The 25,426-nt window shown below is 44.9% G+C and carries 23 protein-coding genes and 2 pseudogenes; 6 read left to right on the forward strand and 19 right to left on the reverse strand.

Features of this window, described 5'->3' with window-relative positions:
* Positions 1-213: 213 nt before the first annotated feature.
* The 6 genes from ACED28_RS20005 to ACED28_RS20030 all read right to left on the reverse strand — a co-directional run bounded on the left by ACED28_RS20005 (position 214) and on the right by ACED28_RS20030 (position 5,407).
* Complete coding sequence (locus tag ACED28_RS20005; RefSeq protein WP_240798038.1) at positions 214-645, reverse strand: hypothetical protein; 432 nt, start codon at positions 643-645, stop codon at positions 214-216.
* A 725-nt stretch (positions 646-1,370) separates the two neighbouring features.
* Entirely contained in the window at positions 1,371-2,252 is an 882-nt protein-coding gene (locus ACED28_RS20010; RefSeq protein WP_371710578.1) for an AEC family transporter, read from the reverse strand.
* Positions 2,253-2,510: 258 nt separating this feature from the next.
* Entirely contained in the window at positions 2,511-3,197 is a 687-nt protein-coding gene (locus tag ACED28_RS20015) for a DNA-3-methyladenine glycosylase I (RefSeq protein ID WP_102249922.1), read from the reverse strand.
* A gap of 155 nt (positions 3,198-3,352) precedes the next feature.
* The gene (locus ACED28_RS20020) at positions 3,353-3,868 is read right to left on the reverse strand and encodes an N-acetyltransferase (RefSeq protein WP_102249921.1); all 516 of its coding nucleotides are present in this window, start codon (positions 3,866-3,868) and stop codon (positions 3,353-3,355) included.
* A gap of 42 nt (positions 3,869-3,910) precedes the next feature.
* Positions 3,911-4,537, reverse strand: a complete 627-nt coding sequence (locus tag ACED28_RS20025) for an HD domain-containing protein (protein WP_371710579.1) — start codon at positions 4,535-4,537, stop codon at positions 3,911-3,913.
* Between the two features lie 210 nt (positions 4,538-4,747).
* The gene (locus ACED28_RS20030; RefSeq protein ID WP_012601146.1) at positions 4,748-5,407 is read right to left on the reverse strand and encodes an HAD family phosphatase; all 660 of its coding nucleotides are present in this window, start codon (positions 5,405-5,407) and stop codon (positions 4,748-4,750) included.
* A 410-nt stretch (positions 5,408-5,817) separates the two neighbouring features.
* Between ACED28_RS20030 and ACED28_RS20035 the strand changes: the two genes are divergently transcribed.
* Positions 5,818-7,146, forward strand: coding sequence for an anaerobic C4-dicarboxylate transporter (locus ACED28_RS20035; RefSeq protein ID WP_371710580.1), 1,329 nt, complete (start codon positions 5,818-5,820; stop codon positions 7,144-7,146).
* Positions 7,147-7,256: 110 nt separating this feature from the next.
* On the opposite strand, the gene ACED28_RS20040 is transcribed toward ACED28_RS20035, so the two are convergent.
* The 3 genes from ACED28_RS20040 to ACED28_RS20050 all read right to left on the reverse strand — a co-directional run bounded on the left by ACED28_RS20040 (position 7,257) and on the right by ACED28_RS20050 (position 9,251).
* Positions 7,257-7,580, reverse strand: a complete 324-nt coding sequence (locus ACED28_RS20040; protein WP_017099124.1) for a DUF4144 domain-containing protein — start codon at positions 7,578-7,580, stop codon at positions 7,257-7,259.
* 92 nt (positions 7,581-7,672) lie between these two features.
* A complete protein-coding gene (locus ACED28_RS20045) occupies positions 7,673-8,464 on the reverse strand; it encodes a CLCA_X family protein (protein ID WP_371710582.1) in 792 nt (263 codons plus the stop codon).
* Between the two features lie 85 nt (positions 8,465-8,549).
* Entirely contained in the window at positions 8,550-9,251 is a 702-nt protein-coding gene (locus tag ACED28_RS20050) for a flavin reductase family protein (RefSeq protein WP_371708400.1), read from the reverse strand.
* A gap of 241 nt (positions 9,252-9,492) precedes the next feature.
* Between ACED28_RS20050 and ACED28_RS20055 the strand changes: the two genes are divergently transcribed.
* Positions 9,493-9,900 (forward strand): hypothetical protein, encoded by a 408-nt coding sequence (locus ACED28_RS20055; protein WP_026012354.1) that lies wholly within the window; start codon positions 9,493-9,495, stop codon positions 9,898-9,900.
* 208 nt (positions 9,901-10,108) lie between these two features.
* On the opposite strand, the gene ACED28_RS20060 is transcribed toward ACED28_RS20055, so the two are convergent.
* Entirely contained in the window at positions 10,109-11,551 is a 1,443-nt protein-coding gene (locus tag ACED28_RS20060; RefSeq protein WP_371710584.1) for an N-acylglucosamine 2-epimerase, read from the reverse strand.
* Between the two features lie 233 nt (positions 11,552-11,784).
* Between ACED28_RS20060 and ACED28_RS20065 the strand changes: the two genes are divergently transcribed.
* Together ACED28_RS20065 and ACED28_RS20070 are read left to right on the forward strand one after the other, a co-directional pair.
* Positions 11,785-12,348, forward strand: coding sequence for a DUF2975 domain-containing protein (locus ACED28_RS20065; RefSeq protein ID WP_009846208.1), 564 nt, complete (start codon positions 11,785-11,787; stop codon positions 12,346-12,348).
* Between the two features lie 10 nt (positions 12,349-12,358).
* Positions 12,359-12,592 (forward strand): helix-turn-helix transcriptional regulator, encoded by a 234-nt coding sequence (locus tag ACED28_RS20070; protein ID WP_009846209.1) that lies wholly within the window; start codon positions 12,359-12,361, stop codon positions 12,590-12,592.
* A 77-nt stretch (positions 12,593-12,669) separates the two neighbouring features.
* On the opposite strand, the gene ACED28_RS20075 is transcribed toward ACED28_RS20070, so the two are convergent.
* Positions 12,670-13,317 carry a glutathione S-transferase family protein gene (locus ACED28_RS20075; RefSeq protein WP_017103489.1) on the reverse strand — a complete coding sequence of 216 codons (648 nt, stop codon included), beginning with the start codon at positions 13,315-13,317 and terminating at the stop codon, positions 12,670-12,672.
* A gap of 137 nt (positions 13,318-13,454) precedes the next feature.
* Between ACED28_RS20075 and ACED28_RS20080 the strand changes: the two genes are divergently transcribed.
* Positions 13,455-14,306: a LysR family transcriptional regulator gene (locus ACED28_RS20080; RefSeq protein WP_017103490.1), complete on the forward strand. Its 852-nt coding sequence runs from the start codon at positions 13,455-13,457 to the stop codon at positions 14,304-14,306.
* 118 nt (positions 14,307-14,424) lie between these two features.
* Here the strand turns inward: ACED28_RS20080 and ACED28_RS20085 are convergent.
* From ACED28_RS20085 to ACED28_RS20095, 3 genes and pseudogenes are all read right to left on the reverse strand, one after another.
* Positions 14,425-16,131: pseudogene (locus ACED28_RS20085) on the reverse strand (methyl-accepting chemotaxis protein); the annotation flags it as partial.
* Between the two features lie 144 nt (positions 16,132-16,275).
* A pseudogene (locus ACED28_RS20090) lies at positions 16,276-16,665 on the reverse strand (methyl-accepting chemotaxis protein); the annotation flags it as partial.
* Between the two features lie 406 nt (positions 16,666-17,071).
* Positions 17,072-18,859 carry a sigma-54-dependent Fis family transcriptional regulator gene (locus ACED28_RS20095; RefSeq protein ID WP_371710585.1) on the reverse strand — a complete coding sequence of 596 codons (1,788 nt, stop codon included), beginning with the start codon at positions 18,857-18,859 and terminating at the stop codon, positions 17,072-17,074.
* Positions 18,860-19,186: 327 nt separating this feature from the next.
* Between ACED28_RS20095 and ACED28_RS20100 the strand changes: the two genes are divergently transcribed.
* Complete coding sequence (locus ACED28_RS20100) at positions 19,187-20,707, forward strand: aldehyde dehydrogenase family protein (protein ID WP_371710586.1); 1,521 nt, start codon at positions 19,187-19,189, stop codon at positions 20,705-20,707.
* A 143-nt stretch (positions 20,708-20,850) separates the two neighbouring features.
* On the opposite strand, the gene ACED28_RS20105 is transcribed toward ACED28_RS20100, so the two are convergent.
* The 5 genes from ACED28_RS20105 to ACED28_RS20125 all read right to left on the reverse strand — a co-directional run bounded on the left by ACED28_RS20105 (position 20,851) and on the right by ACED28_RS20125 (position 25,009).
* Entirely contained in the window at positions 20,851-21,588 is a 738-nt protein-coding gene (locus ACED28_RS20105; protein ID WP_102258265.1) for an NUDIX domain-containing protein, read from the reverse strand.
* Between the two features lie 236 nt (positions 21,589-21,824).
* Positions 21,825-22,226, reverse strand: a complete 402-nt coding sequence (locus ACED28_RS20110) for a hypothetical protein (protein ID WP_065679764.1) — start codon at positions 22,224-22,226, stop codon at positions 21,825-21,827.
* Positions 22,227-22,371: 145 nt separating this feature from the next.
* The gene (locus ACED28_RS20115; protein WP_012601126.1) at positions 22,372-22,704 is read right to left on the reverse strand and encodes a multidrug efflux SMR transporter; all 333 of its coding nucleotides are present in this window, start codon (positions 22,702-22,704) and stop codon (positions 22,372-22,374) included.
* A 161-nt stretch (positions 22,705-22,865) separates the two neighbouring features.
* Positions 22,866-23,705, reverse strand: coding sequence for an S-formylglutathione hydrolase (gene fghA / locus ACED28_RS20120; protein WP_122046465.1), 840 nt, complete (start codon positions 23,703-23,705; stop codon positions 22,866-22,868).
* Positions 23,706-23,860: 155 nt separating this feature from the next.
* Complete coding sequence (locus ACED28_RS20125; RefSeq protein ID WP_012601124.1) at positions 23,861-25,009, reverse strand: S-(hydroxymethyl)glutathione dehydrogenase/class III alcohol dehydrogenase; 1,149 nt, start codon at positions 25,007-25,009, stop codon at positions 23,861-23,863.
* Positions 25,010-25,426 lie beyond the last annotated feature (417 nt).

Consider the following 25,426-nt stretch of genomic DNA (forward strand, 5'->3'; position numbering starts at 1 on the left):
TCATTAGTGATTGTACTCACTTAACTCAGTGTCCAAAACTGCTGGTGCGGATCAATGGGTAACTCAATAGCTAGGCAAGCGTATAACTTTAGGTAAGCGTATAACTAATAGGATGTGTCTGAATTAGAGATAAAAAAATAGCGTCAGTATTGAATTACTGACGCTATTTTTATGTTGGATCCAACAGTAGCGGAAAGTTGTTTATAAAGGTGGCTACTTAAATTGATATCTAACCGAAAGTTGTAATTGAGGGCCGTAAAGACCGTTGTTTTTGGAAGCAACTGCAAACACGGCTTTATCTGTGGCATGGAACCTGGCTCCAAACGTAAAGATTGAGTGCTCTCCGTTAGAACCCGCAAGCACATGGGCTTCTACTCTCTGAGTGATCCACGCTCGAATACCCGCATTAAATTCGACATAAGCTTTCGTTTCTCCAGCTGCGTATGAGTTTTTGTTGAAATGGAGTAGCAGCTGCGTATTTAAGTCGATCCCTTGAGTTATTGGACCATAAACTTGAGGGCCGATGTACGCATCAAAGTTGCTTTCATCTTCGGCTGTGTTGGTACTAAGACCGCCCAAAATCGCCAAGCTATCGTTGATGTCGCGTCCACCATCCACGCTTAACCCCATAGGCTTTGCTTGCATCCCAAGTTCTACAAAGTCCGTTGTGAAATTTGCCGCAGATATAGCTTGATGAGAGAAGAGGCATAGCAGTAGAGGTATTACATTTTTAATTATCATATGACTTACAAAAGATAGTAATAGTGGAGTAAAGCGCTTGGTCATGCTTTATTTATTGTCACGCCAAAGCGATGAAGTTCTTCGAAAGTTAAGTCAAAGAAAATGTGTGTTCTTGTTGTCCATCTTGATTGTGCTGTATAGGGGGGCGATAACCCATTCCTTTGCTTGATGATTGTATATTAAACATAACTGCAATAACCAACAACGATTTTAATTTTTTTTGTATAGCTCTAAGTTCTGGTTCAATTATGGAAATAGTTAATCCTAACTTTCTGAACACAAAAATGGGCAGTTTATCTGCCCATTTTTATAACTGTAATTAGGGCGTGTTGACCTTTCGTGGTTAAATTTCGTTCGAGATAAAAGCGTTTTAATCGCGGCGAGGGGGAAGTCGCCTAGTCATTCTAAGCAAATCTTCCTCAACAAAGAGTAAAGCGCTTTTTGCGGGGGCGCCCAGCCCGAACCCTTCGGGCAGCGCTTGCTGGTCATTTCTACTGTGTTATCGGCTTCTCATGTAGGCTAGCTACACATCGGAGCCTCTGCCTTGTATAAATACCCAGCAACTCGCTGCAAAAATCAGCTCGAAAGTTCAACACGCCCTAGTGACAAACCTTCCCTTAGATCGAGATTCAACTCGATATAGACAGTGCGAACGACAACAAGATTGGTAGGGTAACCACACTTAGGAAGTTACCAAACAACACCATGGACGCGACCTTAGGGGGCTCGACATTGAACCTCTCTGCAAACAGGTAGTTCATCACAGCGGGTGGCAGCATGGTGAACAGTACCATCATTTGTAAGTGCAGCGTCGGCAGTGGGATAAAGAAGTAGATGATGGTAAAAGCGATCGCCCCTGTAAACAGGGATTGAGCCGTACACAACAAGCCGACCTTTAATCCGCTCAGTCTCAAGTTGACCATTTGCGAACCTAACGATAATAGCATGATAGGAACAGCAGCTTGCCCAAGCAGTGATGTGGCTTCGTAGATTGGATTCCACACGGTAATTCCAGACAGGTTGAGCGTCATCGCTAGCGCAGCCGCTAAGAAAATTGGCATCTTGAGGATCTGTTTGATCGGATTACCGTCGCTCAATAGCGCTAAGCCAACACTAATATGGACACATGCCGATACCACAAATAGTAATACCGCAGGGGCTAGTGCGCTCTCGCCAAAGGTATAGGTGAATAGGGGAATGGCTAGGTTGCCACTATTACGGAACATGTGTGGCGGAGCCCAAGCTTTAAAATTGAGCTTAAAGATCTTACAGATCGGAATCATCAACAATGCAGGCACTAACACTGCGACCAAAGAAGCGGTTATGAGTGGCAATTGCTCTGTGTCGAGAGGCATGGTGGTCAGCGATGCAAACACTAGCGCAGGGATACACACATCCATGTTGATGCGATTGATCGGTTTGAAATTGGGCTTGAGCCAACGACCGACCGCAAAGCCAGCACTGGCTAAAGCAAAAACGGGAAACAGAATGCTGATGACCTGTTCGAACATAGAATTCCTTTCTAGGTTTAGTACATCCATTTAGCGGAGAAACGAATGTTTTAGAGAGCGCTATAGATATGTTTGAAATCGAGATGTATAAACATTAACCTATCAACATAATGACTTGGCGTCACCGAAGATCGTTGTCTGTCAGCGGTTAATTTACATTTCTTTGAATGAAGCACAAAAAAAGACCAGTGGCATCCGCAACGGGTCTTTAAAGGCTAGATAAATCTGGACGGGTTCTTTAATTAACTACGATGACCACTAGACGCGATTATCACCACAGCTGTAGGCAACGATCTGGCTGATTTCGCTCAGGCTACGACCTGACTGTTGCTGCCATTCGTTGAAGGCTTTACCCGCTGCCAGTTGTGCTCGCTTGGTGTTACGGCCGCTATCTACCACATCGGTACTGCGTAGGTGCGCTTCAACATCCGACGACAAGATGAACGTGTCTTTACCCATTTGACGCAGAGTGTAGGCACCAGTATTACCACCTAATCGCTTGCCGTGTTTTTTCAGGTAATCCCACAGATCTGTGATACGTTCTGATGGCCAGTCGGCAACCATTTGCGAGAATGAATCGGCTTCACGCTTGGCATTGTGGATCATGGTGGCATTAGCAGGGATGGTCATCACTTTAGTGAGGTGGCGAATAATGCGCGGGTCTTGCGCTTTCTGTTCCCACATCTCATTTGGCAGCATCAGCATTTTCTCGATGTTGAATTCAAAAAACACTTCTTCAAATTGCGGCCACTTCTTTCTCACCACATTCCATGAAATACCACACTGGAATACTTTTTCAGTAAAGGCGGCTAGCCAACGATCGTCTGTGATTTGCGATAGCTCGGCTTGGGAAAGGGGTGCACGAACAATTTTTTCGAGTTCGGCCGCTCCGCCTTTGCGGTGAGCAGCACGTTGATAAATAGTGTCGAATTTTTCTTGGGTCATTGGAGGTTCCAAATTACATCTGTGTATCTTGAGTATGTAGCTAATGCTCAATGATATGGGGTCAAATCTGGCAATTAAAACAAGTCGATTAACTAAATAAGTCTGTTAATTAAAACAATCCTGGTAACTAAAATTAACCTGACAATTAAAATGAACTAGCAGAGCTTTAATTCCATCTGATACAAGGGCCACGTTTTGCCATTGAACTCTTTCACGCTCGGCTCTTTGTCGACTACCTGAAATCCCGCTTTGTCGTAGCAGCGTTTTGCTCCGTAGTTTTGCTTGAATACGGCCAAGGTGATGGTGGTGATATTTGGGATTTCTTTCGCCGCCTCTAAGGCCGTTTCAAGCATCAATTGCCCTAATCCTTTGCCTCGTTGGTTTGGGTGAATCGCGACTCGGCAAAAGCGAAGTTCATTGTCTGACATGCGTTGAAACTCCATAAAGCCAAGCAAGTCATTGGCGTTTGAATCGGTATTCGGTTCAGAGTATGACTTAGATGCAGAAAAGGTATAAAGCTCGACATGTGATTCTTGAGATCGTTCGATGATGGAGGCTGTTTCTAACGGCCAGCCAAAGGTTCGTCCGCCCCATAGAACGTAGTCTTCTTGGGATGCAAACCAAGTGACGATCTCGTCGGCGTCGGATGCTTTAAAGCGGTTTATTTCCATATTCTTCTCTCTTCCTTATCGTGTGTCTTTTTTTATAAGCCGCTAAACTTCCGCACCCAACTGATCAAGAAAGTCACGCATGTACTCGGTGCGCTTGTTGGCTTCCAATTTGGCGGATTCTGTATTCATGGTTTCAGCGAGCTTAAACAGTTTCACGTAGAAATGGTCGACGCTGTAATGCTTGTCATCCAAGTCACGCTGCTTCGCAAACGGGTCTTCGTGGTTATACAGCTCGGCGTTAAAGCTTTGACCTACGTACAGGCAGCGAGCGATACCAATCGCACCGAGAGAATCTAGGCGATCTGCATCTTGAACAATCTGTGCTTCCAAGGTTTCTGGTGTGATGTTGGCGCTGTAACTGTGAGTGACAATAGCGTGATGGATTTCGTCGAGGTAGGACGCAGGATACTCGATAGATTTGAGATAAGAGATAGCCTTGTCTGCCGCCATTTTTGAGCTTTGGGCTCTGTCTGGGTGGTTCTTAGGGAAGGTGAAGCAATCATGAAGGTAAGCGGCAGGAAGAACGACCTCAAGCTTAGCCTGTTCTTGAGTACACAAAACCTCAGCAGTTTTGACTACTCGCTTGATGTGGCTGATGTCGTACGCGGCATCCTGTGTCATCTCTTGCTGAGCAAAATCAAGCAGTTGGCTTTCAAATCTTTTAATCACGCGTCCCTTTCTCCATCTGTAGACGTTATCAATCTTGCTTATCGATTAGTATCGTTTCATATCGACTGTAACAGTTTCTTGCGCGATTTTTTATCTTTTATAAAAGGAATATAAACAAAAAAACCGACTCAGTGAGTCGGTTTAATAGAGAGGCTTGTCTACGTATTTTAGGACGAGATAGATAAAAGTATTATCAACGGTAATTAGAGCTTAAGCGACGGCTTGTTGAAGCTGCGCTAACACATGATGTAGGGAAGGGCTGATGGTGTGACCAAGCGCTTTCACTTCGTCACATGGTTCTACCAAATCTGGGATTTGGAAACTGATCATGTTGGCAGCCATAGATGCGCGAATACCGTTGTTTGAATCTTCAAACGCTAGGCAATTTTCAGGTGCAACACCTAAGCGCTCTGCCGCTAGCAAGTAGATCTCTGGGTGAGGCTTACCATTGGTGACTTCACAGCCTGTGCTTAGTGAGGTGAAGTAAGAATCTAGGCCAGCCAGTTCAAGCTTCTTTTTCGCGATATCAAGCTGAGTGGAGGTCGCTACCGCGATTGGAATGTCGTTTGCTTTGAGCCATTCAAGTAGTTCGATAACACCATCTTTAACTGGGATTGCTTGGTGCTTAACAACCGCATTGTAGCGAGTGCGCCATTCGGTGTTCAGCGCCGGGTAATCTAACCCTTCGCCGTAGCCCTTTCTAAAAATCTGTTCGATGGTTTTTGCGTTACAACCAATGATGCCTAAGTAAACATCTTGCAAGAACGGAACATCTTGCGCGTGACATGCTTCTTCAAAAATCTGCATACAAAGTCTCTCGGTGTCGAGTAACAGTCCATCCATATCAAAAATAGCAGCTTGAAAATTCATATCCGTGGTTCTTTATGTGTTGTCATCGTGAGGGCGAGTATTTTGACATAGTGTCTCGGGATAGGCGAGTCAGTGTTCAGTAAGAATATGCTTAGTTAGATAGGAAGTATGCTTCTGAATGACTTTGTATATGATTGATTATGAATGAAATAATATCGTTAAGTTATGAATCTGGCACTTTATAGGCCATACAGATCTAACAGTCACAATAATGGTTATCGTACATAACAAATTTAGATTTAGAGTCTGTCTTCCTATTACATTTCATAAACTTACGGTTCAGTTAGCGTGACCATAATCTTAGAAAAAACAATTTGCGAGAGTCTGCAATCATAGTGTGACCAAGCGATAAGTAAATAGCGGAACTTAGGGACAAAATATCATTAGTCCACATTTTTAGAGGGTTGCTTATGTTGTATTTTGAGTTTCTATTTTTATTAGTCGTTCTTTATATCGGGTCTCGATATGGCGGTATTGGCTTAGGTGTTGTTTCTGGTATTGGCTTGGTTATCGAGGTGTTTGTCTTCAAGATGCCACCAACGTCTCCACCTGTCACCGTAATGCTGATCATCCTCGCTGTTGTTACCTGTGCTTCTATTCTTGAAGCGGCTGGTGGCTTGAAATACATGCTGCAAGTGGCCGAAAGGGTACTGAGAAAGAACCCGAAACGCGTCACCTTGATAGCACCGTTCGTGACTTACTTGATGACATTCCTATTAGGTACTGGCCACGCGGTTTACTCCATCATGCCTATCATCGGTGATGTTGCACTGAAGAATGGTATTCGTCCTGAGCGCCCAATGGCGGCTGCATCTGTTGCATCTCAACTGGCGATTACTGCATCTCCAATCTCGGCAGCAGTGGTTTATTACCTCGCGCAACTTTCTGATATCCAACACTCTATTACTCTGCTTTCTATTTTGATGGTGACGGTTCCTGCAACGCTGTTCGGCACACTTTTACTTTCTCTGTATAGCTTGAAACGTGGTAAAGAACTGAACGACGATCCTGAATACCAAGCGCGTCTAAAAGATCCTGAGTGGAAAAAGCGCATCGAAAGCACCACTGCGACGTCTTTGGATGAAGTGCTGCCAACTTCGGCGCGTAATGCGGTATTGATTTTCTTATTGTCGATTGTCGTGATTGTTATCGTGGCGATGGTGCCTGAGATCAGAACCATCGTAGACGGCGATAAGCCAATTAAGATGTCGGTGATCATCCAAATGATGATGCTCTGTTTCGGCGGTATCATTTTGTTAGCGACCAAAACTGACCCGCGTGACGTGCCAAACGGCGTGGTATTCAAATCGGGTATGGTGGCAGCGATTGCTATCTTCGGTATCGCTTGGATGTCGGATACCTATTTCCAATACGCAATGCCTCAGTTCAAGTCGGGCATCGTGGAAATGGTGACTAACTACCCATGGACGTTTGCGCTAGCGCTATTCATCGTATCAGTTGTGGTGAACTCTCAAGCCGCTACTGCACGTATGATGCTACCGGTTGGCCTTGGCTTAGGGTTAGACCCAGCATTGCTTATCGGCTTAATGCCAGCAGTTTACGGCTACTTCTTCATCCCGAACTACCCATCAGATATCGCAACGGTGAACTTTGATGTGTCTGGCACCACTAAGATTGGTAAGTGGTATTTCAACCACTCATTCATGTCGGTTGGTTTAATCGGTGTCGTCGGCGCATGTTGCTTAGGCTACGCACTCGCACAGATTTTTATCGCTTAATTAAGCGATAGCGAGATAACAAACAAAAACAGCGCCTCAATTGGCGCTGTTTCTATTTGTTCTGTTTGGACGTATTAATTCGAACCTAGATTTCGAATTAATACCCAATATTAACGAGCCTCAAAAGCCAAAGACTGAATCGCTTCTTCTATCGTTAGGAAGTGGATTTTCATCAGGCACACTTCTGCTTTCTGGAACTCGTGGTTTCGAATCAGTTTGGTCACGCTTTCAACCGAATACTGGTCTGCTCGTTTCGCTAGAGAGAGTTGGTTTGAGCTCGATTCAAGCGAGTAGCTATCGCCCACTGAATCAATGAGGTAATCATCTTCGCCCAAGATCATGTCTGAGCATTCTGCTTGAAATTCGTGTTCGGATGCGACGTAAATAAGCTCATCGTCCCCGTCGAGTTTTACCAAAGATGGCCAACTGATCATTATTGCCTCTCAATCATGGATGTTGAAGTGTATGTCTGGACTATAAACACTTTTCGCTGATGGATCATCTCTTAGCCCTAACGACTCGAACGTTACTTACTTAGAGACCGACCTAATGGTGCGAAGTAACCTTGCAGGGCTTGGAAAATCTCTTCTCGATGCGCCATATCAGGATACACAGGGTACATATCCGGTTTGGTTGTGCCATCTACCAAATAAACGTTTTTGATATCAGAACAGGATTCAATTACTGACTCAAAGGCACGCGCCATCATCTCTGTTGGTAGTGAGAAGTAACGAGCCGACGTTGCCTGGTCTGCAATAACACTTCGTGCCACGTAATCGTGTTTGTCTAGGTTATTGTCGCTGAGTAGTGTGGAATCGAACACAGACATCAAACTTTCGTTTAATGGATGAGGTCGTACCTTTCTATCGTGTAACCAACAGTCACTGGCGAACAAGATTTGCTTGCGAGGGCCAGAGGTATCGCCAATCTCAAATGCTTTCTCTGCGATATAGTGGTCAAATGCATGCCAGAACTCATGCGCTAACGCACCAGCACCTGCATTTTTAGCGAGGGCTAACTCTCTCTGGTTCGGTGCGTAGTGTGCTTGTACACCTTTTCTGCCACCACTGCCGAACGCCAAACCTAATGTGCCGCGAAGGCCAATTGCTTCTGGTGGCAAAGCCAGGATGTAAGCCAAGTCTGCTAGCGAGTCGAATATCAGATTCGCAGCGAGTTCTTTCTCTTCTTTCGTCACCCAAGCACCCACACGAATGCTGCCCATACCGAAGGTCTGTTTGATGTCCATGAATGACACCTGATCGCCATGTCGGTAGTCTGGGCCTTTGCGCGTTTTGTATTTAAAGTGGGTTAACTTCAAAAGGGTCCTTGGAAATAGATGTAGTTTAGCGCTGTTGTGTGGTGCACAGGGTTAAGTTGGGAAAGTTAGCACCTTTGTCAGTAAATTACCGAACAAAATGAGTGAGATTGTGTTCGAAAGCCTCCCATGAGGTTGGGTTGCCTTCGTGGGTCAGTGGAAATAGTGCCCTATTTGGTTTTGCATAGCTTAAACGATGTAACCTCTGCGTGACATGATAACTGTCTAGCCCTGAAATTGTGACTAAATCTAACGCTTCTAAATCTAGGTAGCCGTCCGGCATCACAGCACGTTTTGGCGCGTGAATTGTAACAATTTCACCAATCAACATTTGAGTTTGGTTACTTTCAATTGTTATCTGCTCTTTGAAGGCTAAGCCTATTTTCAGAGGGCTTTCCAAAACAAACGGAGCAGGGAACACATCATCGTAATAGGGCGTGAGACCGACCGCGTTAAATTCTGAGACTGATTTAGGATAACGAGCGGAAGTTTGATGAGCTTTTTGAACAAAGCCCGCCCCGATACTATTGATAGTGAAGTGTTGAGTTTCTAGGATATTTTCTAGTGTATGACGGCGACTTTCCGCAGTCCGGATGATGAAGCCAAGTAAAGGTGGATTCGACCCCAAATGAACCACGGAGCTCACTACTGCAAGATTTTCTAGCCCTTGCTTGTCACAGGTGCCAATAAGGTTTGCGCTTTTAAACCCCGATAAGGAGTTAATTAAACGAGCGCGCTCACGCTGGTCCATTGCTTTGATATCTTGTCTTGAAAGGGTCATTGCCTTCATATCTTCTCTTCTTCTCACTTTTGTTTTCGACGACTTGTTTACTAACCAAACTAAAACATATCTACGCAGCATCGCTTTATTCCGATCATCCAGTTTGAATAAGTGGTTGTGAAAGGAGGATTCTTTTAGAAAATTGCAATTTTCTTGAAATTAAATGTGACACTGTAGCTTAATTTGTTGTTGCAGCGGTTTGCTATTGAGCGATACCATGTACGGCTATTTCTTTGGTAAAGATGTAATTATGTCAGATGAAAAGCTCGCGCTAGAGTGGATGCGCCAACAAGCGCATAGAATTGATCCATATGTTATAAATCCATCATTTGATGAATGCGTTGAGTTGCTTGAGCCTGCCTTTAAGAAGGGCAAGAGTGTCGCGCAGCTAAAATATCTATTATCAGAAGCGGATCGCCGAGCGGGAGCTGCCGAACGTAAACATGCTGCTTTAAAGTTTGCTAAAGAAAAAAGCCCAAAGGCAGGTCAAAACCTTCGTCTGCAAAGCAAACTTCAACAAGTTCAATTGGCATTAAAGTTAGCAACTGGCGATAACAACATGACCATATCGCAGTTCTGCTCTGAGTATGATGTCAGTAAGCGAGACGGCAACGAAGCGTGGAATGAAAAGTTGGTTGAGCAGAATAATAAGAAGTGATTTCGTGATGACGTATATGGTTTAACTGAAGATCCGACAAGATTCACTTGCTTATGTATTCATTTAAAATCCTACCAATAAATGTTGCTCAACGGTATTTCAAAAGCCTGAAGATCTTCTTTTCAGGCTTTGCCAACAGCTAGCCACTCATCAGTTCCGTCTTAGTCGTTAACCACGTCTAAAAGTACCGATGAGTGAATATCAGGTATCAAGGTCGAATGTTGTTGAAACTGACCTTTTGCGTTCCATCACTCTGATTCTCTAATTTAATTACATCTCCTTGATAGTAATAAGGTTCCATTGGCATCTTGCTGTTGGTTGGCCTTGCGTAGTGAAGTACAGCGGATTTACCTTCCTCTTGTCGAGCATATAAATAGCCAATCAGCGCATGTTCAAATTGGTGGTAGCCATTGCCCCAATGGAAAGCTTTAGTACGCTTAGGCTCAAGCCCAACGCCACCGTACTTATGATCTACCCATACATCATGAAAGGTGGGCAGGGTGTATTGCAGTACGTCTTTCATTGAACCATCGATAAGCGATACCGTCATCGCAGCTTGATCAAGCTCAGCCCATTCCCATGATGACGCCCATTGGCTGTACGGTCTGCTTTGCCAGCCCGTGATATCTTGCCCTTGCCACATCTTCTGAAGTCGCTCGCCAAAGTAGTTAGATACATTGGCAAAATCTTTTTGATATTGCGCCTGAGCCAAAGTGTGTTTCATACCGTCTAAACCAAACTCAGACCAATCGGAATTTTTTAATGCATGACCAGTTAGATAGGTCATCCAATACGCTTTAATGGTGTGCCCAAAATCATTATGATTGGCATTCGGCATCATTGCCGCTTTGTCGTGAATTGCGCCGTAGAAGCGTTGTTCATCTTCAGAGTGGTAGTGATCAATCATGGCTTGCGTGAGCCAGTTTAAGTCATCAAGCCATTTGGCTTTGACGGGCTCTTTGAGCAGAGGAGCGACTAACAACAGGTAGCCGTTTATTTGATCAAGTTGCGCGACCAGTTCACGTCGTTTTGCACTGCCATCTTCACCGTCGGCGAGTACCCAAGCAAGACCGCTGTTGTCGCTAAGTCTATATTTATCAAAGATAAAAGCTTGTTGGGCGATGAGTGCTTCTTCTACCTTTTTGTCTTGGGTCAGGTAGTAGTACATCGCGAGTCCAACCAGCGCATACGCTTGATCTTGAGAGGTACGTTGCTGCCAATCTTGACCCGCTTTTCCCTCTTTTATGTAGCCAATAAAGCCACCATTTTTCTTATCTTCTAGTTGATCAATGAGGTAGTAAGCACCTTGCTTGGCAAGCGATAAAGCTTGTTTGTCTCCAGTAAGGTGATAGAGCACGCCATAGGCATAGGTTTGGCGTGATTTCATACGCGTAAACTCCTTGCCAAAGTGCGGAGTGATCCAGCCTCTGTTCAATTCAGGACACACATCAGATACATCGAGCAAGGTACCATCATCACAACGAAATGTCGGGAAGTTGCCTATCGGTTCTCCCTGTGCGCTCGGCATAAGCCAGTAAGGTGCGAGCCCTTCAGAAGCATGATTGATCCAGTCTTCTCCAGAGGGAAGGGTGACATTGGCAGATACGGCCAAGCTAGTGACACTGAGTAATGCGATGGTTGCTCGTAACATAACGTTTATCTTAACTATTTGAATTTAGTTGAATATAAACAATCACATCTGCACATTGTGATTAGGCGATCACAATCGACCAAATTATTTGTGGTGTAGATGTAGGACTATCTGGGTCTTACTCATTTTAATATTGCAAATAAACAATAAATTATCGTTTATCGATAAATTGTTGTTGATCATCGTTTGTTTTGATCTTAATATTCTTCCATCAACTCAACAGGAATATAAGTATGTCTAAGATTCAAAAACAAAGTCGCCGTGTGCGAATGCTACTGCAGTCCTTTCTTGCACTCACTCCGATTATGGTGTGTTACTTCTGGCTAACGGTTCAAACACCCTATGACTTTCTTAGTGAGATGGGCATTATTCAGTTTTCCATCGAGATGGACTACTTTATAACCTCTCCACTCACAGTCTCTCCACTTACTACGACAACAAGAATCATCGCAATGTTCACCAGTTTGGCGATGTCGAGCATTCTTATGTATGCATTAACGGTTCTGATACGCCTATTCCGTAACTATGAGCGAGGTGAAATCTTCTCTTTAGAAAACGCAATGTCCTATCAGAAACTCGGATATAGCTTGTTTTATTGGGTATTAGGTTCAGTTATCTATGGTTCATTGATGTCAGTGATTCTGTCGTTCAATAATCCACCAGGTGACCGTATCTTTGAGATTAGTTTCGTTGGTATGGACTTTTTAACACTGATATTGGGTATAATTATTTTGATCATCTCGTGGGTGATGAAAGAAGGTTATATTCTGGCTGACGAACATAGCCAAACCATTTAAAGGACTTGTCATGACTATCCGCATTAATTTAGACATTATGATGGCCAAACGGAAAATGCGATTAAAGACATTGGCAAAAGAAGTTGGGATAACAGAAGCCAACTTGTCCGTATTAAAAAATGATAAAGCCAAAGCCGTAAGGCTATCGACGCTCGACAAGCTATGTGAAGTTTTAGAGTGCCAACCTGGTGATATTTTAGAATTTGAACCGAATGATCATAAAGACGGCGTTGCGGCAGAGTAGCCAGTAAGGAAATCGCTTTCAAATCATCTAATAATGAACGAGTCTCGATATCGCATCGAGACTCTTTTTTAATCTATTTATACCGACTCTCCCGCCTCGTCCTCTTCAACCACATCGGTTTCTAAGCTCGCTTCTGCCAACCATTTTTGTACTGATGGGCTGTTGAGTACACGTTGCTGATACTGTGATGCCTTCTCTGAAAGTTTGATGCCATAGGTTTCAACGCGTAATGCCACAGGTGCAAACATCGCATCGGCAATCGACCATTCACCAAATAACCAACCTTCTGGATATTGTTCCATTTTCGTCGACCATATGTCATCAATACGAGCGATGTCTTTCAATGCTTCTTCACTCAAAGCAAGCTTTCGTTGAGCGCGGCAGTTCATCGGCATTTCATTTCTGACGGCAAAAAAACCAGAGTGCACCTCTGCCGAAATCGCTCGGGCATGGGCGCGTTCTTTCACGGATTTAGGCCATGCTGCGCCGTCCAAGTAAGCTTCGTTAACGTATTCGAGAATCGCCAGTGAATCCCACACCGCAACGTCACCGTCAACCAGGGTTGGAACTCTGGCTGTTGGTGTCACTGAAGCTAGTGTGTCGTAAAAGTCAGACGTGAATAGCTTGAGCTTGATGACTTCCGGATTCAGGTTGTAGTTGTCGAATATTAGCCATGCGCGTAATGACCAAGTTGAGTAGTTCTGGTTTCCAATATAAAGCTGCATCGTTGCTTCCTTGCGTTTAGTGGGTATGCTTTGAGACTTAGGGTAAGGTATAAGCCTTAGGGGTATGCATTTGAGCTTAGGGGATTGTATTGCGGCGCACTAACGGATAATTTTGATGCAATACATTAATAAAAACGATGGGTAGTGATTTCAATATGGATATTGATGCTTTGCGAGGCTTTCTCGCGTTTGTAGAAACCAGTAGCTTTACTCGTGCAGCGAAACAGATCAATCGCACCCAATCGGCATTCAGTGCGCAGATGCGCAAACTGGAAGAAGAACTCAACGTGACCCTTTTCCAGAAAGAAGGCCGTAATCTCGTGCTGACAGAGGCTGGCTTAGCGCTGCGTTCTCATGCGGAGCAGTTGGTCGCCCTCCACAATACCGCCCTCAAGCAAGTAAAGCGTTACGAAGACAAACAACCTTTAAGACTCGGTTGCCCTGAAGACTACAATGACACTATTCTGCCAAAAGTTATTCGCCTGTTGCAGAAAGCAGAACCCACCTGTTCTATTCAAGTATTCAGCCTGCCAAGCATTACGCTCAGAGAGTGGTTGGATGATGGCAGGCTTGATGCTGCAATTGTCACCCGAGCGCCTGACAGTGAAGAGGGCTATTGGCTGACCAGTGATGTGGGTGTATGGATAAGCAGCCCAGACTATGTGTTCGATAGCTCCAAGCCTGTTCCATTAGCCTTGTTTCAGACCGATTGTAAGTATCACGCAGCGGCAGTGAATGGCCTAACTAAACAGGGTACGCCTTATCAGTTGTTGGCGTGCAGTAATACCGCTTCGGCGCAACGTGCCATTGTTAAAGCGGGTTTAGCGATTGGCGCGATGGGTAAGCTGAGTGTGACTTCTGATTTGAACATTCTGGAAAATATGCCACCACTGCCTTCGGTGGATATTGTGCTGATTTTAGCGAGCAAACATCACCCAGTGTTAGACAAAGAAGTGCTCAATCAACTTGTGGAGTTGGACTCCAATTAGATTTTTTCTCGGTGAGGGTAATGTTGAGTGCGGAGCTAAAATAGGTAGGCCGAGAACATGCTGTTTCGCGGAGGAAATGGTGGTTCTCGGCCTAGTTATTGTTAGACGTTGTTGGTAATTAAGAAAGCTTGAACTTACTCAGTTCACCGTGTAAATCTCCGGCTTTCACTGTCAGCTCATTACTGATTGCTACTGATGATGTCATGGTGTCCATCACTTCCACTGCTGTATCATTGATGATTACTACATTGCGGTTAATCTCTTCTGACACAGAGCTTTGCTCTTCAGCCGCGGAAGCGATCTGATTGTTCATGTCATTAATCACTTCAATCGCTTGGTTGATTTCAGACAAGGCTTGATGTGCAGCTTCGGTTTCACTTTTTGTGTTGTTCGCTTGATTCTGACTTTGCTCCATCAGTACCACAATAGATTGAGTCTCTTGTTCTAAGCGAGCCAACATAGAGCGAATCTCTTCTGTTGAACCTTGAGTTCGATTCGCTAGGTTACGAACCTCATCAGCAACCACTGCAAAGCCTCGACCAGCCTCACCTGCACGAGCTGCCTCAATCGCGGCATTCAGTGCAAGTAAGTTAGTTTGCTCTGCAATGCCACCAATCTCGCTCAAGATACCCTGAATAGCGGTGCTCGAATCGACTAAGTTCTGTGTTTGTTGCTGCGCATCGTTAACCTGCACAGCTAAGCTGTCTACAGCACTGGCGGCATTGTCCATGCGCGTCATACCATTGAGACTGTTGCTCTGCACTTGGCTTGCTGCTGCCGCTGCTTGAACCGCTGAGTTCGCCACTTCTTGCGCTGTTGCACTCATTTCATTGATAGCGGTGGCAAGTGAGTTCACTTCGTTAACTTGAGAATTCAGCTGGTCACGTGAAACTTCAGCACGAGCTTGGCCTTCTGTCGCGTTTTTATCCACTTGGTCAGCTGTTACCATCACGGTAAGTAGCATCTCTTGTATGCGAGATAGGAAGGTATTGAACCAGTGTGCAAGCTGAGCGGTTTCATCCTTACCTTTCACTTCAATGCGATAAGTTAAGTCACCTTCACCCTGTGCTGCATCTTTAAAGCGTTCCACTAAGTTGTTCAAAACCTTGCCCAAAGAGTTAGCAATGAATGCCATTGAGGCAATGCCTAGAAGAGCGGCGATGATTCCCGCCCACACACCTTTTTCAAGTGCTTTTGAATTCTGAGCATCACTCCACTCGGTGTAGTCATTGACGCTTTTGGCTAGGTGACTACTAGGAACAGACACCATGACTACCCATGGCGCATCACTGGTATCGATTGCAGTAATCGCGTACTCATCGCCGCCGAAAGTCACAAGACCGGCGCCTTCTCTGTTAGCGATAGACTGAATCTTTGACCATTCAGATTCCAATTCAGAAGAGACTTTTTTACCCACCATATTTCCAGCTCGGCTGTTGGCCAGTGTAATACCTTTCCATGAAGTGATTAGGATTTTTCCTTGACCATCAAACAGGTTACGCGCAAGTAACTCACTTTGGCTTTGGAGTTCATGTAGGGATAAATCAAAGCCTAGCGAGCCGATGATTTTTCCGTCATGTTTGATTGGTTGGCTGATGGTGGTAATGAGCTCTTGTTTGCCGCGCACTGAATAAAAATACGGTTCCATCACAAACGTTTTACCCGTTTGATATGGCATTAAGTGCCAGTCATCTTTGCGCTCACCGTTGCTGTTGAGCTCGGTATTGCTAAAGCTTTCCATTGCGACAGCATCAAAGCTGTTCTGGTCATTGGGAGAGAAGAAAGGCGCAAGGTAGCCCTGACTGTTAAAACCTAACTCAGTGTTTGAGCTTAACTCGATGTTTGAGCCAGATTCGATATTCGAGTCTGATTCTGTATTAATGCTCAGTTCCGTGTTCGAGTCTTGTTGGTTATCTGAAATCAGCGACGTATCTGAGCCATTTTCGCTGTTCACGTTGAGCTCGTTATTCAAGACAGACTGTTGTGACCATGTCTTATCTTCCCAAACCATGTAACCCGCAAATACAGCTTTGTTTTGTGCTTCCAATGCCGCAGTAAACTGTTTCACGATAAGCTCTGCACTTGCGTCGGTTTCTGAACTTAATTCGATGATTGAGCGCACTTGTTTAAGGTTCGCTAATACGGGGTTGAGCTGGTTAGCGATGTTCAAACCTTGTTGAAGTGCCGTGTTTTGTAAATCCGTAGCGGTGGCCTCTGTCAGCTGCGTTTTTACTTTTTCAGTGACTTGTTTATTCACATCGGTAAATGCGTTGGTCGTCATTCCCATGGCGATTAACAGAGTGAAAGCCATCGCTCCGCCCGCACTCACCGCAATTCGCGTTCGTATACTGTTAAACATATTATCTCTCTAACCAAATAGTGGTAGTTTTTTAGAGATTTTAAACAAGATACGTGAATGGAAAATTCTAAATAATGAACACAATAAGAATAGGGTGATTAAAAATATAAATAGGATGGTATAACGCTCCGGATTATGTCTTTTAGAGAGGAACAATAAGATAGGTGTATGGCTGTTTTTATTCTATTATCTAATTGTATTTGTTGATATTTTATACTTGATGCCGTTTTTAATTTCCTGGTAAATCAGGAGGTTGTAGTTTGAGGGTGTTGTGGATATATATTACTCATTATATGACATCAGTCACATTTTAATTTCATCCGAAGTGTTGAATACCCACTTAAAAAGTATGCGTTTATACTTTGCAGACTAAATTCAAGTAACTGGACCATTGATCATCTGATTATTAAAGAATCCCCAAGCTCTTTAGCTTTCGATAAATGGTATTGCGGCTGATCCCCAGTATTCTCGAAGTCTTGCTGATGTTGCCTTGGTTCGCTTGATAGGTTTGTAGCAAAGTTTCCTCAACGGTACTTCTTAAATCGTTATTCGTTGTGCCTTTGGTGGTATTTTGAGTCGTCAGTTGATGCTGATTATCTTGCGCTAATAACGTGAGATGTTGAGCAAGGTGGCTAGGTACATGCTCGAGTGTGAGTTGTGGTTCATCACTTGCCAATAGAGCAGCAACCTTAAGTAAGTTGTCCAATTCGCGGATATTACCCGGCCATGAATAGGCGCACAGCAAACTCATGAGGTGTGGGCAAATTGATTGTTCACCCTCGGCGTATTTACGATGAATATGCTCGATTAAGGCGTGCTTGTCTTGTCGATGTTGCAGGCTTGGTAAAGTGAAGGCCAAGCCATTCAGGCGATAAAAGAGATCTTGTCGAAATTCTCCAGTTGCGACTAGCTGCTCTAGGTTTTTATGAGTCGCGGCGATGATCTGACAATCGACTTGGTAGCTTTGGTTCGAACCCACAGGCACAACGGACTTATCTTGCAGAACATGCAGCAAGCGACACTGAGCCTCCAATGGCATGTCGGCAATTTCATCGAGAAACAGAATTCCCTTGTCTGCTTGGCGGATCTTACCTTGGAAACCTTTGTGGCTTGCGCCCGTAAAAGCGCCCGGCGCGTAGCCAAACAGCTCAGATTCGATAAGATCTTTCGGCAGCGCACCGCAATTTACCGCCACCAAAGGCGACGATTTACGTTGGCTTTGCTTGTGTAACGCTTTAACAAACTCGCCTTTACCAACCCCTGTTTCTCCTAAGATTAATAGGCTGATCCCTTTGTCGATTACCTTGTTGGCTTGCTGCCAAGCATGTTCAATTTGTTGTTCGCCATGGTGCAAATCGCACGATGCTGAAATGGAACGCGTGCGTTTTGCAGTTGGTTGTTTGAGGTGCTGTTTCTCAAATACAAAGGGTGCATCAAATGAGTCTCGATTGAAGAGAGTCTCGATGCATTCGCCAACGATCGAGGTTTGATCCAACAGTTGAGAGGCAACCTGATTGTGCGCTACTACTTCGCCAGCTTCATTGGCTATCACAATTCCTTGCCAACCACTGTGTAATAACGATTTCTCACACGCGAGGTCGATTCGAGTGGTGCCTTTTGGGATATGACTTAACAGCTGATTTTCAATAAGCTGAACCATATTTTGAACCAGCAATTGCACTGAACTGTCGTGTTGCTGCTGATCACTGGTGATGTCCAATACCCCAACCATTTGACCTTGATGATCGAATACCGGGCTTGCTGAACAACTGATAAATCGATGCTGGTGGATGAAGTGTTGTTCGCCAATGATGGATACGGGCTTGGCTTCAACAATGGCGGTGCCAATCGCGTTAGTGCCTTTGAGTTGTTCCTGCCAACACGCTCCAGAGCTGAGTGCAATTGACGTCAGCTTCTCCTTAAACCGCTCCTGTCCCCAACTCGCAAGAATAACGCCCTCAATATCGGTCAAAATCAAACGACTGTCAGTGCGTGCAAACATCTGATTAAACAGAGGTAGAGCATTACGTTCGACGATATGAATCAAGTCGGACGATTGATGACGTCGCTGTTTAAGGAGCGATTGTGGCAGGCGAATGTCTTCGGGAAGTCGTCTCTGTTTTAGACCCGCTTCTGTGCTGCGGTGCCAAGAGGATGAAAGCCAATCTGAGGTGTTTGCTTGTTGAAGATGCATGACTGTTCCATGTCGTAACAGTGAGGGTGTACCAATTTGGAACAGTTGAACACTGGAGTGGTTTCCATACGTCCGTTCAATACCAACTCACTTTGGGTTGTAAACGTTTGGTAATCATAGTTTTACAATTTATTAACAACAAGTTTTGAAGTTCTGGCGTGTGATTTGCGTTGTTACTGTTGTGAAGAAAACACGAAGTATCAGTGTTTTAAACAGAAAGCATAAACATGGGCGTCTTGTCATGAGTTCTTTTCTCAAGAGGATACGCCACAAAAATAAGACAGCTCTCGCTCAATAACGAATAACAAATCGAAGAAGGATCTAACTATGATTTACGCACAGCCGGGTAGTGACAATGCAGTGGTGAACTTTAAAGCTCAATACGATAACTTTATCGGTGGTGAGTGGGTGAAGCCTGTCAGCGGCGAGTATTTTGATAACACGTCTCCCGTGAATGGTCAGGTGTATTGCCAAGTGGCACGTTCAACCGAGGCGGACATTGGCTTGGCACTCGATGCCGCGCATGCAGCTCGTGCAAGTTGGGCCTCGACCAGTGTGACTGAGCGATCCAACATCCTACTTAAAATTGCCGACCGCATTGAAGCGAACCTAGAAGAAATCGCAGTCGCCGAGACGTGGGAAAACGGCAAGCCTGTGCGAGAAACCTTAGCGGCAGATATTCCTTTGGTTGTCGATCACTTCCGTTATTTCGCGGGCTGTATTCGAGCGCAAGAAGGCAGCGCAGCTGAACTCGATTCAAACACCGCAAGTTACCACTTCCCAGAACCCATTGGTGTAGTCGGCCAGATCATTCCTTGGAACTTCCCGATTTTAATGGCGGCTTGGAAATTGGCACCTGCACTGGCTGCGGGCTGTTGTGTGGTGATGAAGCCAGCCGAGCAAACACCGACATCGATCCTAGTGATGATGGAGAAGATCGCTGATCTTCTACCAGCCGGCGTTGTTAATATCGTGAATGGTTTTGGTAGCGAAGCGGGTCAAGCATTGGCAACCAGTGACCGCTTAGCGAAGCTGGCTTTTACCGGTTCGACAGAAGTCGGTCACCACATCCTGAAATGTGCGGCTGAAAGTTTGATTCCATCAACGGTTGAGCTTGGCGGTAAGTCTCCAAATATCTACTTCCCAGATATCTTTAACCATGAAGATGAATACCTCGATAAGTGTGTCGAAGGTATGCTGCTTGCGTTCTTCAACCAAGGTGAAGTGTGTACTTGTCCATCACGTGTGTTGATTCATGAATCGGTATACGACAAGTTCATCGCCAAGGTGGTCGAGCGTGCTCAAACTATTAAACAAGGTAACCCGCTAGATACCGAGACTCAGGTTGGCGCACAAGCTTCTAAAGAACAGTTCGATAAGATCTTGAGCTACCTAGAAATCGGTCGTCAAGAAGGTGCGAAAGTGCTAACAGGTGGTGAAATCGCGCAGCAACCAGATGATCTCGGTAATGGCTATTACATTCAACCAACCATGCTGGAAGGGCACAATAAGATGCGCGTATTCCAAGAAGAGATCTTTGGCCCTGTTATCGCGGTGACGACGTTTAAAGATGAAGCGGAAGCGTTAGAGATCGCTAACGATACCGAGTATGGCTTGGGTGCAGGCGTGTGGACGCGTGATGCAAACCTAGCGTATCGCATGGGTCGTAACATTGAAGCGGGGCGTATTTGGGTGAACTGTTACCACGCTTACCCAGCTCATGCCGCGTTTGGTGGTTACAAAAAATCGGGCATTGGCCGTGAGACACACAAGATGATGCTCGATCACTACCAAAATACTAAGAACCTGTTGATCAGCTACGATACTAATCCGTTGGGCTTCTTCTAATACAGGTTCGTTCTAAAAGTATGAGAATCAATCATGGGTACAAAGAATAACTAACAACGCAGTAGGCTTAATTAAGAAAAACAAAAGCTAGAAACCAAAACGCCCAATTCAATTGAGTTGGGCGTTTTTATGCTTGAATCGTTCTAGTTTTGCGAAAAGAAGATCTCGGGCTTGTGGGTTGGGCCTGAATTACCTTCTAGCTGAGTAAGCTCTAATCCTTGTTTCCCTATCAGAGAACCGACCAATTGGCGGTTAAACGGGTAGCTGTCGGGGTTGTTAATATACTCTTCAATATCAACCCATTTAGCCTCTGCAATTTCATCGGTGTCTTGAATCGCAATCTCTTGGGTTTGAGCGATAAGGTGGCAAATAAAGTAGAGGTTCGATTTGCCAAACTGATACGGGTGTCTCGTCGCCATGCCAACTACAGAAATGAATGTGGCTTTGATACCAGTCTCTTCCAAGGTTTCACGAACCACCGATTCTTCAATGCCTTCACCCAACTCAATATGGCCGCCCGGTAATTTGTAGCCTGTCATACCGTGCTCTTTAATCATCAGCACTTGATTATGTTCGTTGGTGATCAATGCGCCTGCGCCCAAGGTGTGGGTCGGAATGAAAGGCACAAACTCTACAATCTCGGATTTGTGGATCAGCGTAATCTCGTCTTCTAGACAGTTGTGAAACACAAAGCCAAGTTCAGTCGCCACTGGAATAAGGTGCGAGAGCGAAATAGGCAAGCTAATCCAAATTATGCCTTTGTTATTCTGCTTTGAAAATTCGGTGATCTCGCTGAGTTCGGCATTGAAAGAGTCAGCATCGTGAGGGGCGGTTGCTGGGTCGATGATGATGCCGTTAAATTTGTCGAGCGTAAATTCCACGGGTGATCCTTTATTATTTTTGATTTATAGGGAGTCGAGCATAGGTGGAGCTTATAACATCTTAAGGGCTTATAAAACCTGCTCTGCTTGTAGCGTTTTTAAGAGCACGGCAGTGATGGGTAAAAACTAAGGGAGAGTGTAAAGCGGGCGGCTTGAAACAAAAATTATGCTAGAAACAAAAACTGCGCTTGGAAGCCAAAGCGCAGTTTTAAAATAGGGTTTATTTGAATTCGACTCTAACGAATATAGTTTGCATCAACACTTACGTACCAGTGCTGAAGCTTGCCGTCAGATTTTTTGATCCACAAATCGTTGGTGTAGCTCTCAATCTTGCCGTTAACCGTTAAACTGAACGTGTTCTCGTCGAATTCGCCAAGCTTCACGAACTGGTCTGTGGTAACCAGGAACGGGTCCATGTCGTCCACGCCAACCACATCTGAAATCACATAGTAGTGGTAAGTCAGCGGCTTGCTCGCATCATTCGGGTTGCTGCGGTACGCCACAAGCTTGAATGGTTCCGTTAATGGAAGGTCGAGCGTTTGCTTGTCCATGGTCGCTGGAATCGGGATAAACAACCAAGCGGTAAACAGACCGCTTAATAAAACCATCAGGAAGAAAAGAGTCTTAATTGCTTTCATAGCAACCTTCAAAATAGGTGATGTTGAAGACGCTATGGTAACAGGTTTGAATTGTTGATTGTAAGAGTATGAATAAGTGAAGGCGGCACCTGTCTGTTAGGAAGTTTGAATGAATTGACACACTGTTCATAAGTCACTATCTACACTAGTGCGAGTGACCTTGAGATAGGTTGATCATCACAACACCTGCCGCCACAAATAACATACCAACCCACACCATAGTATCGAGGTGTTGGCGGTAAACAAACGTAGAAATCAAGCTCACGGTGACGATAGCCAAGCCCGCCCATAAAGAGTGCACTACACCAACTGGCATCCCTTTCATCGCTTGGCTCAAAAATAGAAATGCAGCTAAGTGTCCTGAAATCACCAATAGAGCAGGGATGGGTTTAGACAAACTGAAACCGTCGGTTGCTTTAAGTGCTACGTGAGAAAGTGCTTCCGCCATCACGCCCATCATTAAGAAAAACCAGCTCATAGTCGTACCTTTTAGTTGTATTGTTTTTTGTTGGTATAGCGGGGTATTTGAAAGTGTTAATCGTTGTTGCTGCTCTTTAGTCACAGCGTATTTGCCCAAACAGCAGGCACAAAAAAGCCCACACCTCACGCTTTTGCAAGGTGTGGGCAAAATCGGTGTGACTACTTGTTTAGGTAAGCAGCATGGAACTCAATGTGTTCATCAATAAAGCTAGAGATGAAGTAGTAGCTGTGGTCGTAACCTGGCTGCATACGTAGCTCTAAATCGGCATTGGTTACCTTAGCCGCTTCGACTAATTGCTCAGGCTTAAGCTGCTCAATCAAGAAGTTATCGGCTTCACCTTGGTCAACCAACATTGGCAGTTTAGTGCCTTTGGTTTTTAGAAGCTCAGAGGCATCGTAGTGCTTCCACTCTTCAATATCTAAGCCCAAGTATTGGTTGAAGGCTTTTTGTCCCCAAGGGCATTGCATTGGGTTGGTGATTGGGCTGAATGCGGAGATAGAACGGTAGCTATCTTCGTTTTTGATACCAATCGTTAGGGCACCGTGTCCGCCCATGCTGTGACCAGAAATTGATTTCACTGATGTCACTGGGAAGAAAGATTCAATCAAAGCTGGGAGCTCTGTTACCACGTAATCGTACATGTGGTAATGGCTGTCCCATGGTGCTTGAGTGGCATTCACATAGAAGCCTGCACCTTGGCCGAGATCGTAGCTTTCATCGTCGGTAACGCCTTCGCCGCGTGGGCTTGTATCAGGTGCAACAATAGCAATGCCTTGCTCAGCCGCGGCTTTGAAAGCGCCGGCTTTTTGCATGAAGTTTTCATCGGTACAGGTTAAGCCTGATAACCAATACAAAACAGGAACTGGGTTTTCTTTGCTTGCGTTAGGTGGCAAGAAAATCGCAAAACGCATGTTGCAGTCAAGCGTTGCAGAAAAGTGGGTGTATTGTTTGTGCCAACCACCAGCAACCTTTGCTTGGCTAATGTTTTCGATTGTCATCTATTGTGCTCCGTTAGGTTGATGGTTTTGGGAGTAAATTTGTCTATATCACTTAAAGTTTCACCACCCACCGGGCAGGAGGTGGTGAAGACAGTTTGTTGCTTTTCATTTATAACTTTGGCCTCGATGCTCGAAAGAATCGAGGCCAAGGAGAATTATTTATCCATGTGTAGAACAGTACGGATAGATTCACCTTTGTGCATTAGGTCGAATGCTTCGTTTACGTCTTGCAGACCCATTGTGTGAGTGATGAACTCTTGAAGACCAAACTCACCCGCCATGTAACGGTTAACGATTTCTGGAAGCTCAGAGCGGCCTTTAACACCACCGAAAGCAGAACCACGCCATACACGACCAGTCACTAGTTGGAATGGACGAGTTGAGATCTCTTGACCTGCACCCGCAACACCAATGATGACTGATTCGCCCCAACCTTTGTGGCAGCACTCAAGTGCTTGACGCATCACGTTTACGTTACCAATACACTCAAAAGAGTACTCAACACCACCGTCTGTCATCTCAACGATAACGTCTTGGATTGGTTTGTCGAATTTAGTTGGGTTGATGCAGTCAGTGGCGCCAAGCTGTTTTGCTAGCTCGAATTTGCTCTCATTGATATCAACACCGATGATGCGGTCAGCACCAGCCATGCGAGCACCAATGATTGCAGATAGACCGATACCACCTAGGCCGAATACAGCAACGTTGTCGCCTTTTTCAACTTTAGCTGTGTTCAGTACCGCGCCCATACCCGTTGTTACACCACAACCTAGAAGACAAACTTCTTCAAGTGGTGCTTCTTTGCTTACTTTCGCTAGTGAGATTTCTGGAAGTACTGTGTACTCAGAGAAAGTCGAGCAACCCATGTAATGGAAAATTGTTTCGCCATTGATAGAGAAGCGGCTTGTACCGTCTGGCATCAGGCCTTTACCTTGCGTTTCACGAACGGCTTGGCATAGGTTAGTTTTACCAGATTTACAGAATTTACATTCGCCACATTCAGCTGTGTAAAGTGGGATAACGTGGTCGCCAATCTCAACACTTGTAACGCCTTCGCCGATCATCTCAACGATACCGCCACCTTCGTGACCAAGAATAGAAGGGAAGATACCTTCTGGATCGTCACCTGATAATGTGAATGCGTCAGTGTGACAAACACCAGTAGCAACGATGCGAACTAGAACCTCACCAGCTTTAGGAAGTTGTACATCAACTTCTTCCATTTTTAGTGGCTCGCCAGCTGCCCATGCAACCATTGCTTTTGATTTGATATGAGTTTGACCAGGTTTAATTTCGATTGTCATTGGATGTTTCCTATATATGTCAATACAGCGGATAACCGTGCAATTAAATTCAACCCGTTAAGCGTAGTTGAGCTTAATTGTTTCCGCTCTCTCGTTTTGTTGGAGCCAGTATAGGTGCGAGTGCATGTTTTGATAATCCCCTTAAATAGAAAATTATTATTACGTATTTGTAATAATGGGTATATTCAGAAGGATTCGGAGAGGGGTAGTTACTCAGAAAATGTAAGAACATTCTGAGTAGCTTTCTATGAAAGACACTAATAGGAAACAAATGGGGCGTGAGTTAATAGTCTATGTGATTTGGTGTGGTGGTCATCAACTTGTTTTCGAGGTTTGTATGTCACTAGGATCTCTAACTCATTTCTGTCGGGTGGACGACACTTGTTACCAAGTGCCGTCTCCCTAAGAACCCAGCGT

Source organism: Vibrio sp. 1F253 (assembly GCF_041439295.1).
Taxonomy (GTDB): domain Bacteria; phylum Pseudomonadota; class Gammaproteobacteria; order Enterobacterales; family Vibrionaceae; genus Vibrio; species Vibrio tasmaniensis_A.

Excerpts from the sequence above, each read along its gene's own strand:
- ACED28_RS20005 (WP_240798038.1), bottom strand. The coding sequence starts at position 645 with ATGCAAGCAAAGCCTATGGGGTTAAGCGTGGATGGTGGACGCGACATC.
- ACED28_RS20010 (WP_371710578.1), bottom strand. The coding sequence starts at position 2,252 with ATGTTCGAACAGGTCATCAGCATTCTGTTTCCCGTTTTTGCTTTAGCC.
- ACED28_RS20015 (WP_102249922.1), bottom strand. The coding sequence starts at position 3,197 with ATGACCCAAGAAAAATTCGACACTATTTATCAACGTGCTGCTCACCGC.
- ACED28_RS20020 (WP_102249921.1), bottom strand. The coding sequence starts at position 3,868 with ATGGAAATAAACCGCTTTAAAGCATCCGACGCCGACGAGATCGTCACT.
- ACED28_RS20030 (WP_012601146.1), bottom strand. The coding sequence starts at position 5,407 with ATGAATTTTCAAGCTGCTATTTTTGATATGGATGGACTGTTACTCGAC.
- ACED28_RS20035 (WP_371710580.1), top strand. The coding sequence starts at position 5,818 with ATGTTGTATTTTGAGTTTCTATTTTTATTAGTCGTTCTTTATATCGGG.
- ACED28_RS20040 (WP_017099124.1), bottom strand. The coding sequence starts at position 7,580 with ATGATCAGTTGGCCATCTTTGGTAAAACTCGACGGGGACGATGAGCTT.
- ACED28_RS20050 (WP_371708400.1), bottom strand. The coding sequence starts at position 9,251 with ATGAAGGCAATGACCCTTTCAAGACAAGATATCAAAGCAATGGACCAG.
- ACED28_RS20055 (WP_026012354.1), top strand. The coding sequence starts at position 9,493 with ATGTCAGATGAAAAGCTCGCGCTAGAGTGGATGCGCCAACAAGCGCAT.
- ACED28_RS20060 (WP_371710584.1), bottom strand. The coding sequence starts at position 11,551 with ATGTTACGAGCAACCATCGCATTACTCAGTGTCACTAGCTTGGCCGTA.
- ACED28_RS20065 (WP_009846208.1), top strand. The coding sequence starts at position 11,785 with ATGTCTAAGATTCAAAAACAAAGTCGCCGTGTGCGAATGCTACTGCAG.
- ACED28_RS20070 (WP_009846209.1), top strand. The coding sequence starts at position 12,359 with ATGACTATCCGCATTAATTTAGACATTATGATGGCCAAACGGAAAATG.
- ACED28_RS20075 (WP_017103489.1), bottom strand. The coding sequence starts at position 13,317 with ATGCAGCTTTATATTGGAAACCAGAACTACTCAACTTGGTCATTACGC.
- ACED28_RS20080 (WP_017103490.1), top strand. The coding sequence starts at position 13,455 with ATGGGTAGTGATTTCAATATGGATATTGATGCTTTGCGAGGCTTTCTC.
- ACED28_RS20095 (WP_371710585.1), bottom strand. The coding sequence starts at position 18,859 with ATGCATCTTCAACAAGCAAACACCTCAGATTGGCTTTCATCCTCTTGG.
- ACED28_RS20100 (WP_371710586.1), top strand. The coding sequence starts at position 19,187 with ATGATTTACGCACAGCCGGGTAGTGACAATGCAGTGGTGAACTTTAAA.
- ACED28_RS20110 (WP_065679764.1), bottom strand. The coding sequence starts at position 22,226 with ATGAAAGCAATTAAGACTCTTTTCTTCCTGATGGTTTTATTAAGCGGT.
- ACED28_RS20115 (WP_012601126.1), bottom strand. The coding sequence starts at position 22,704 with ATGAGCTGGTTTTTCTTAATGATGGGCGTGATGGCGGAAGCACTTTCT.
- fghA (WP_122046465.1), bottom strand. The coding sequence starts at position 23,705 with ATGACAATCGAAAACATTAGCCAAGCAAAGGTTGCTGGTGGTTGGCAC.
- ACED28_RS20125 (WP_012601124.1), bottom strand. The coding sequence starts at position 25,009 with ATGACAATCGAAATTAAACCTGGTCAAACTCATATCAAATCAAAAGCA.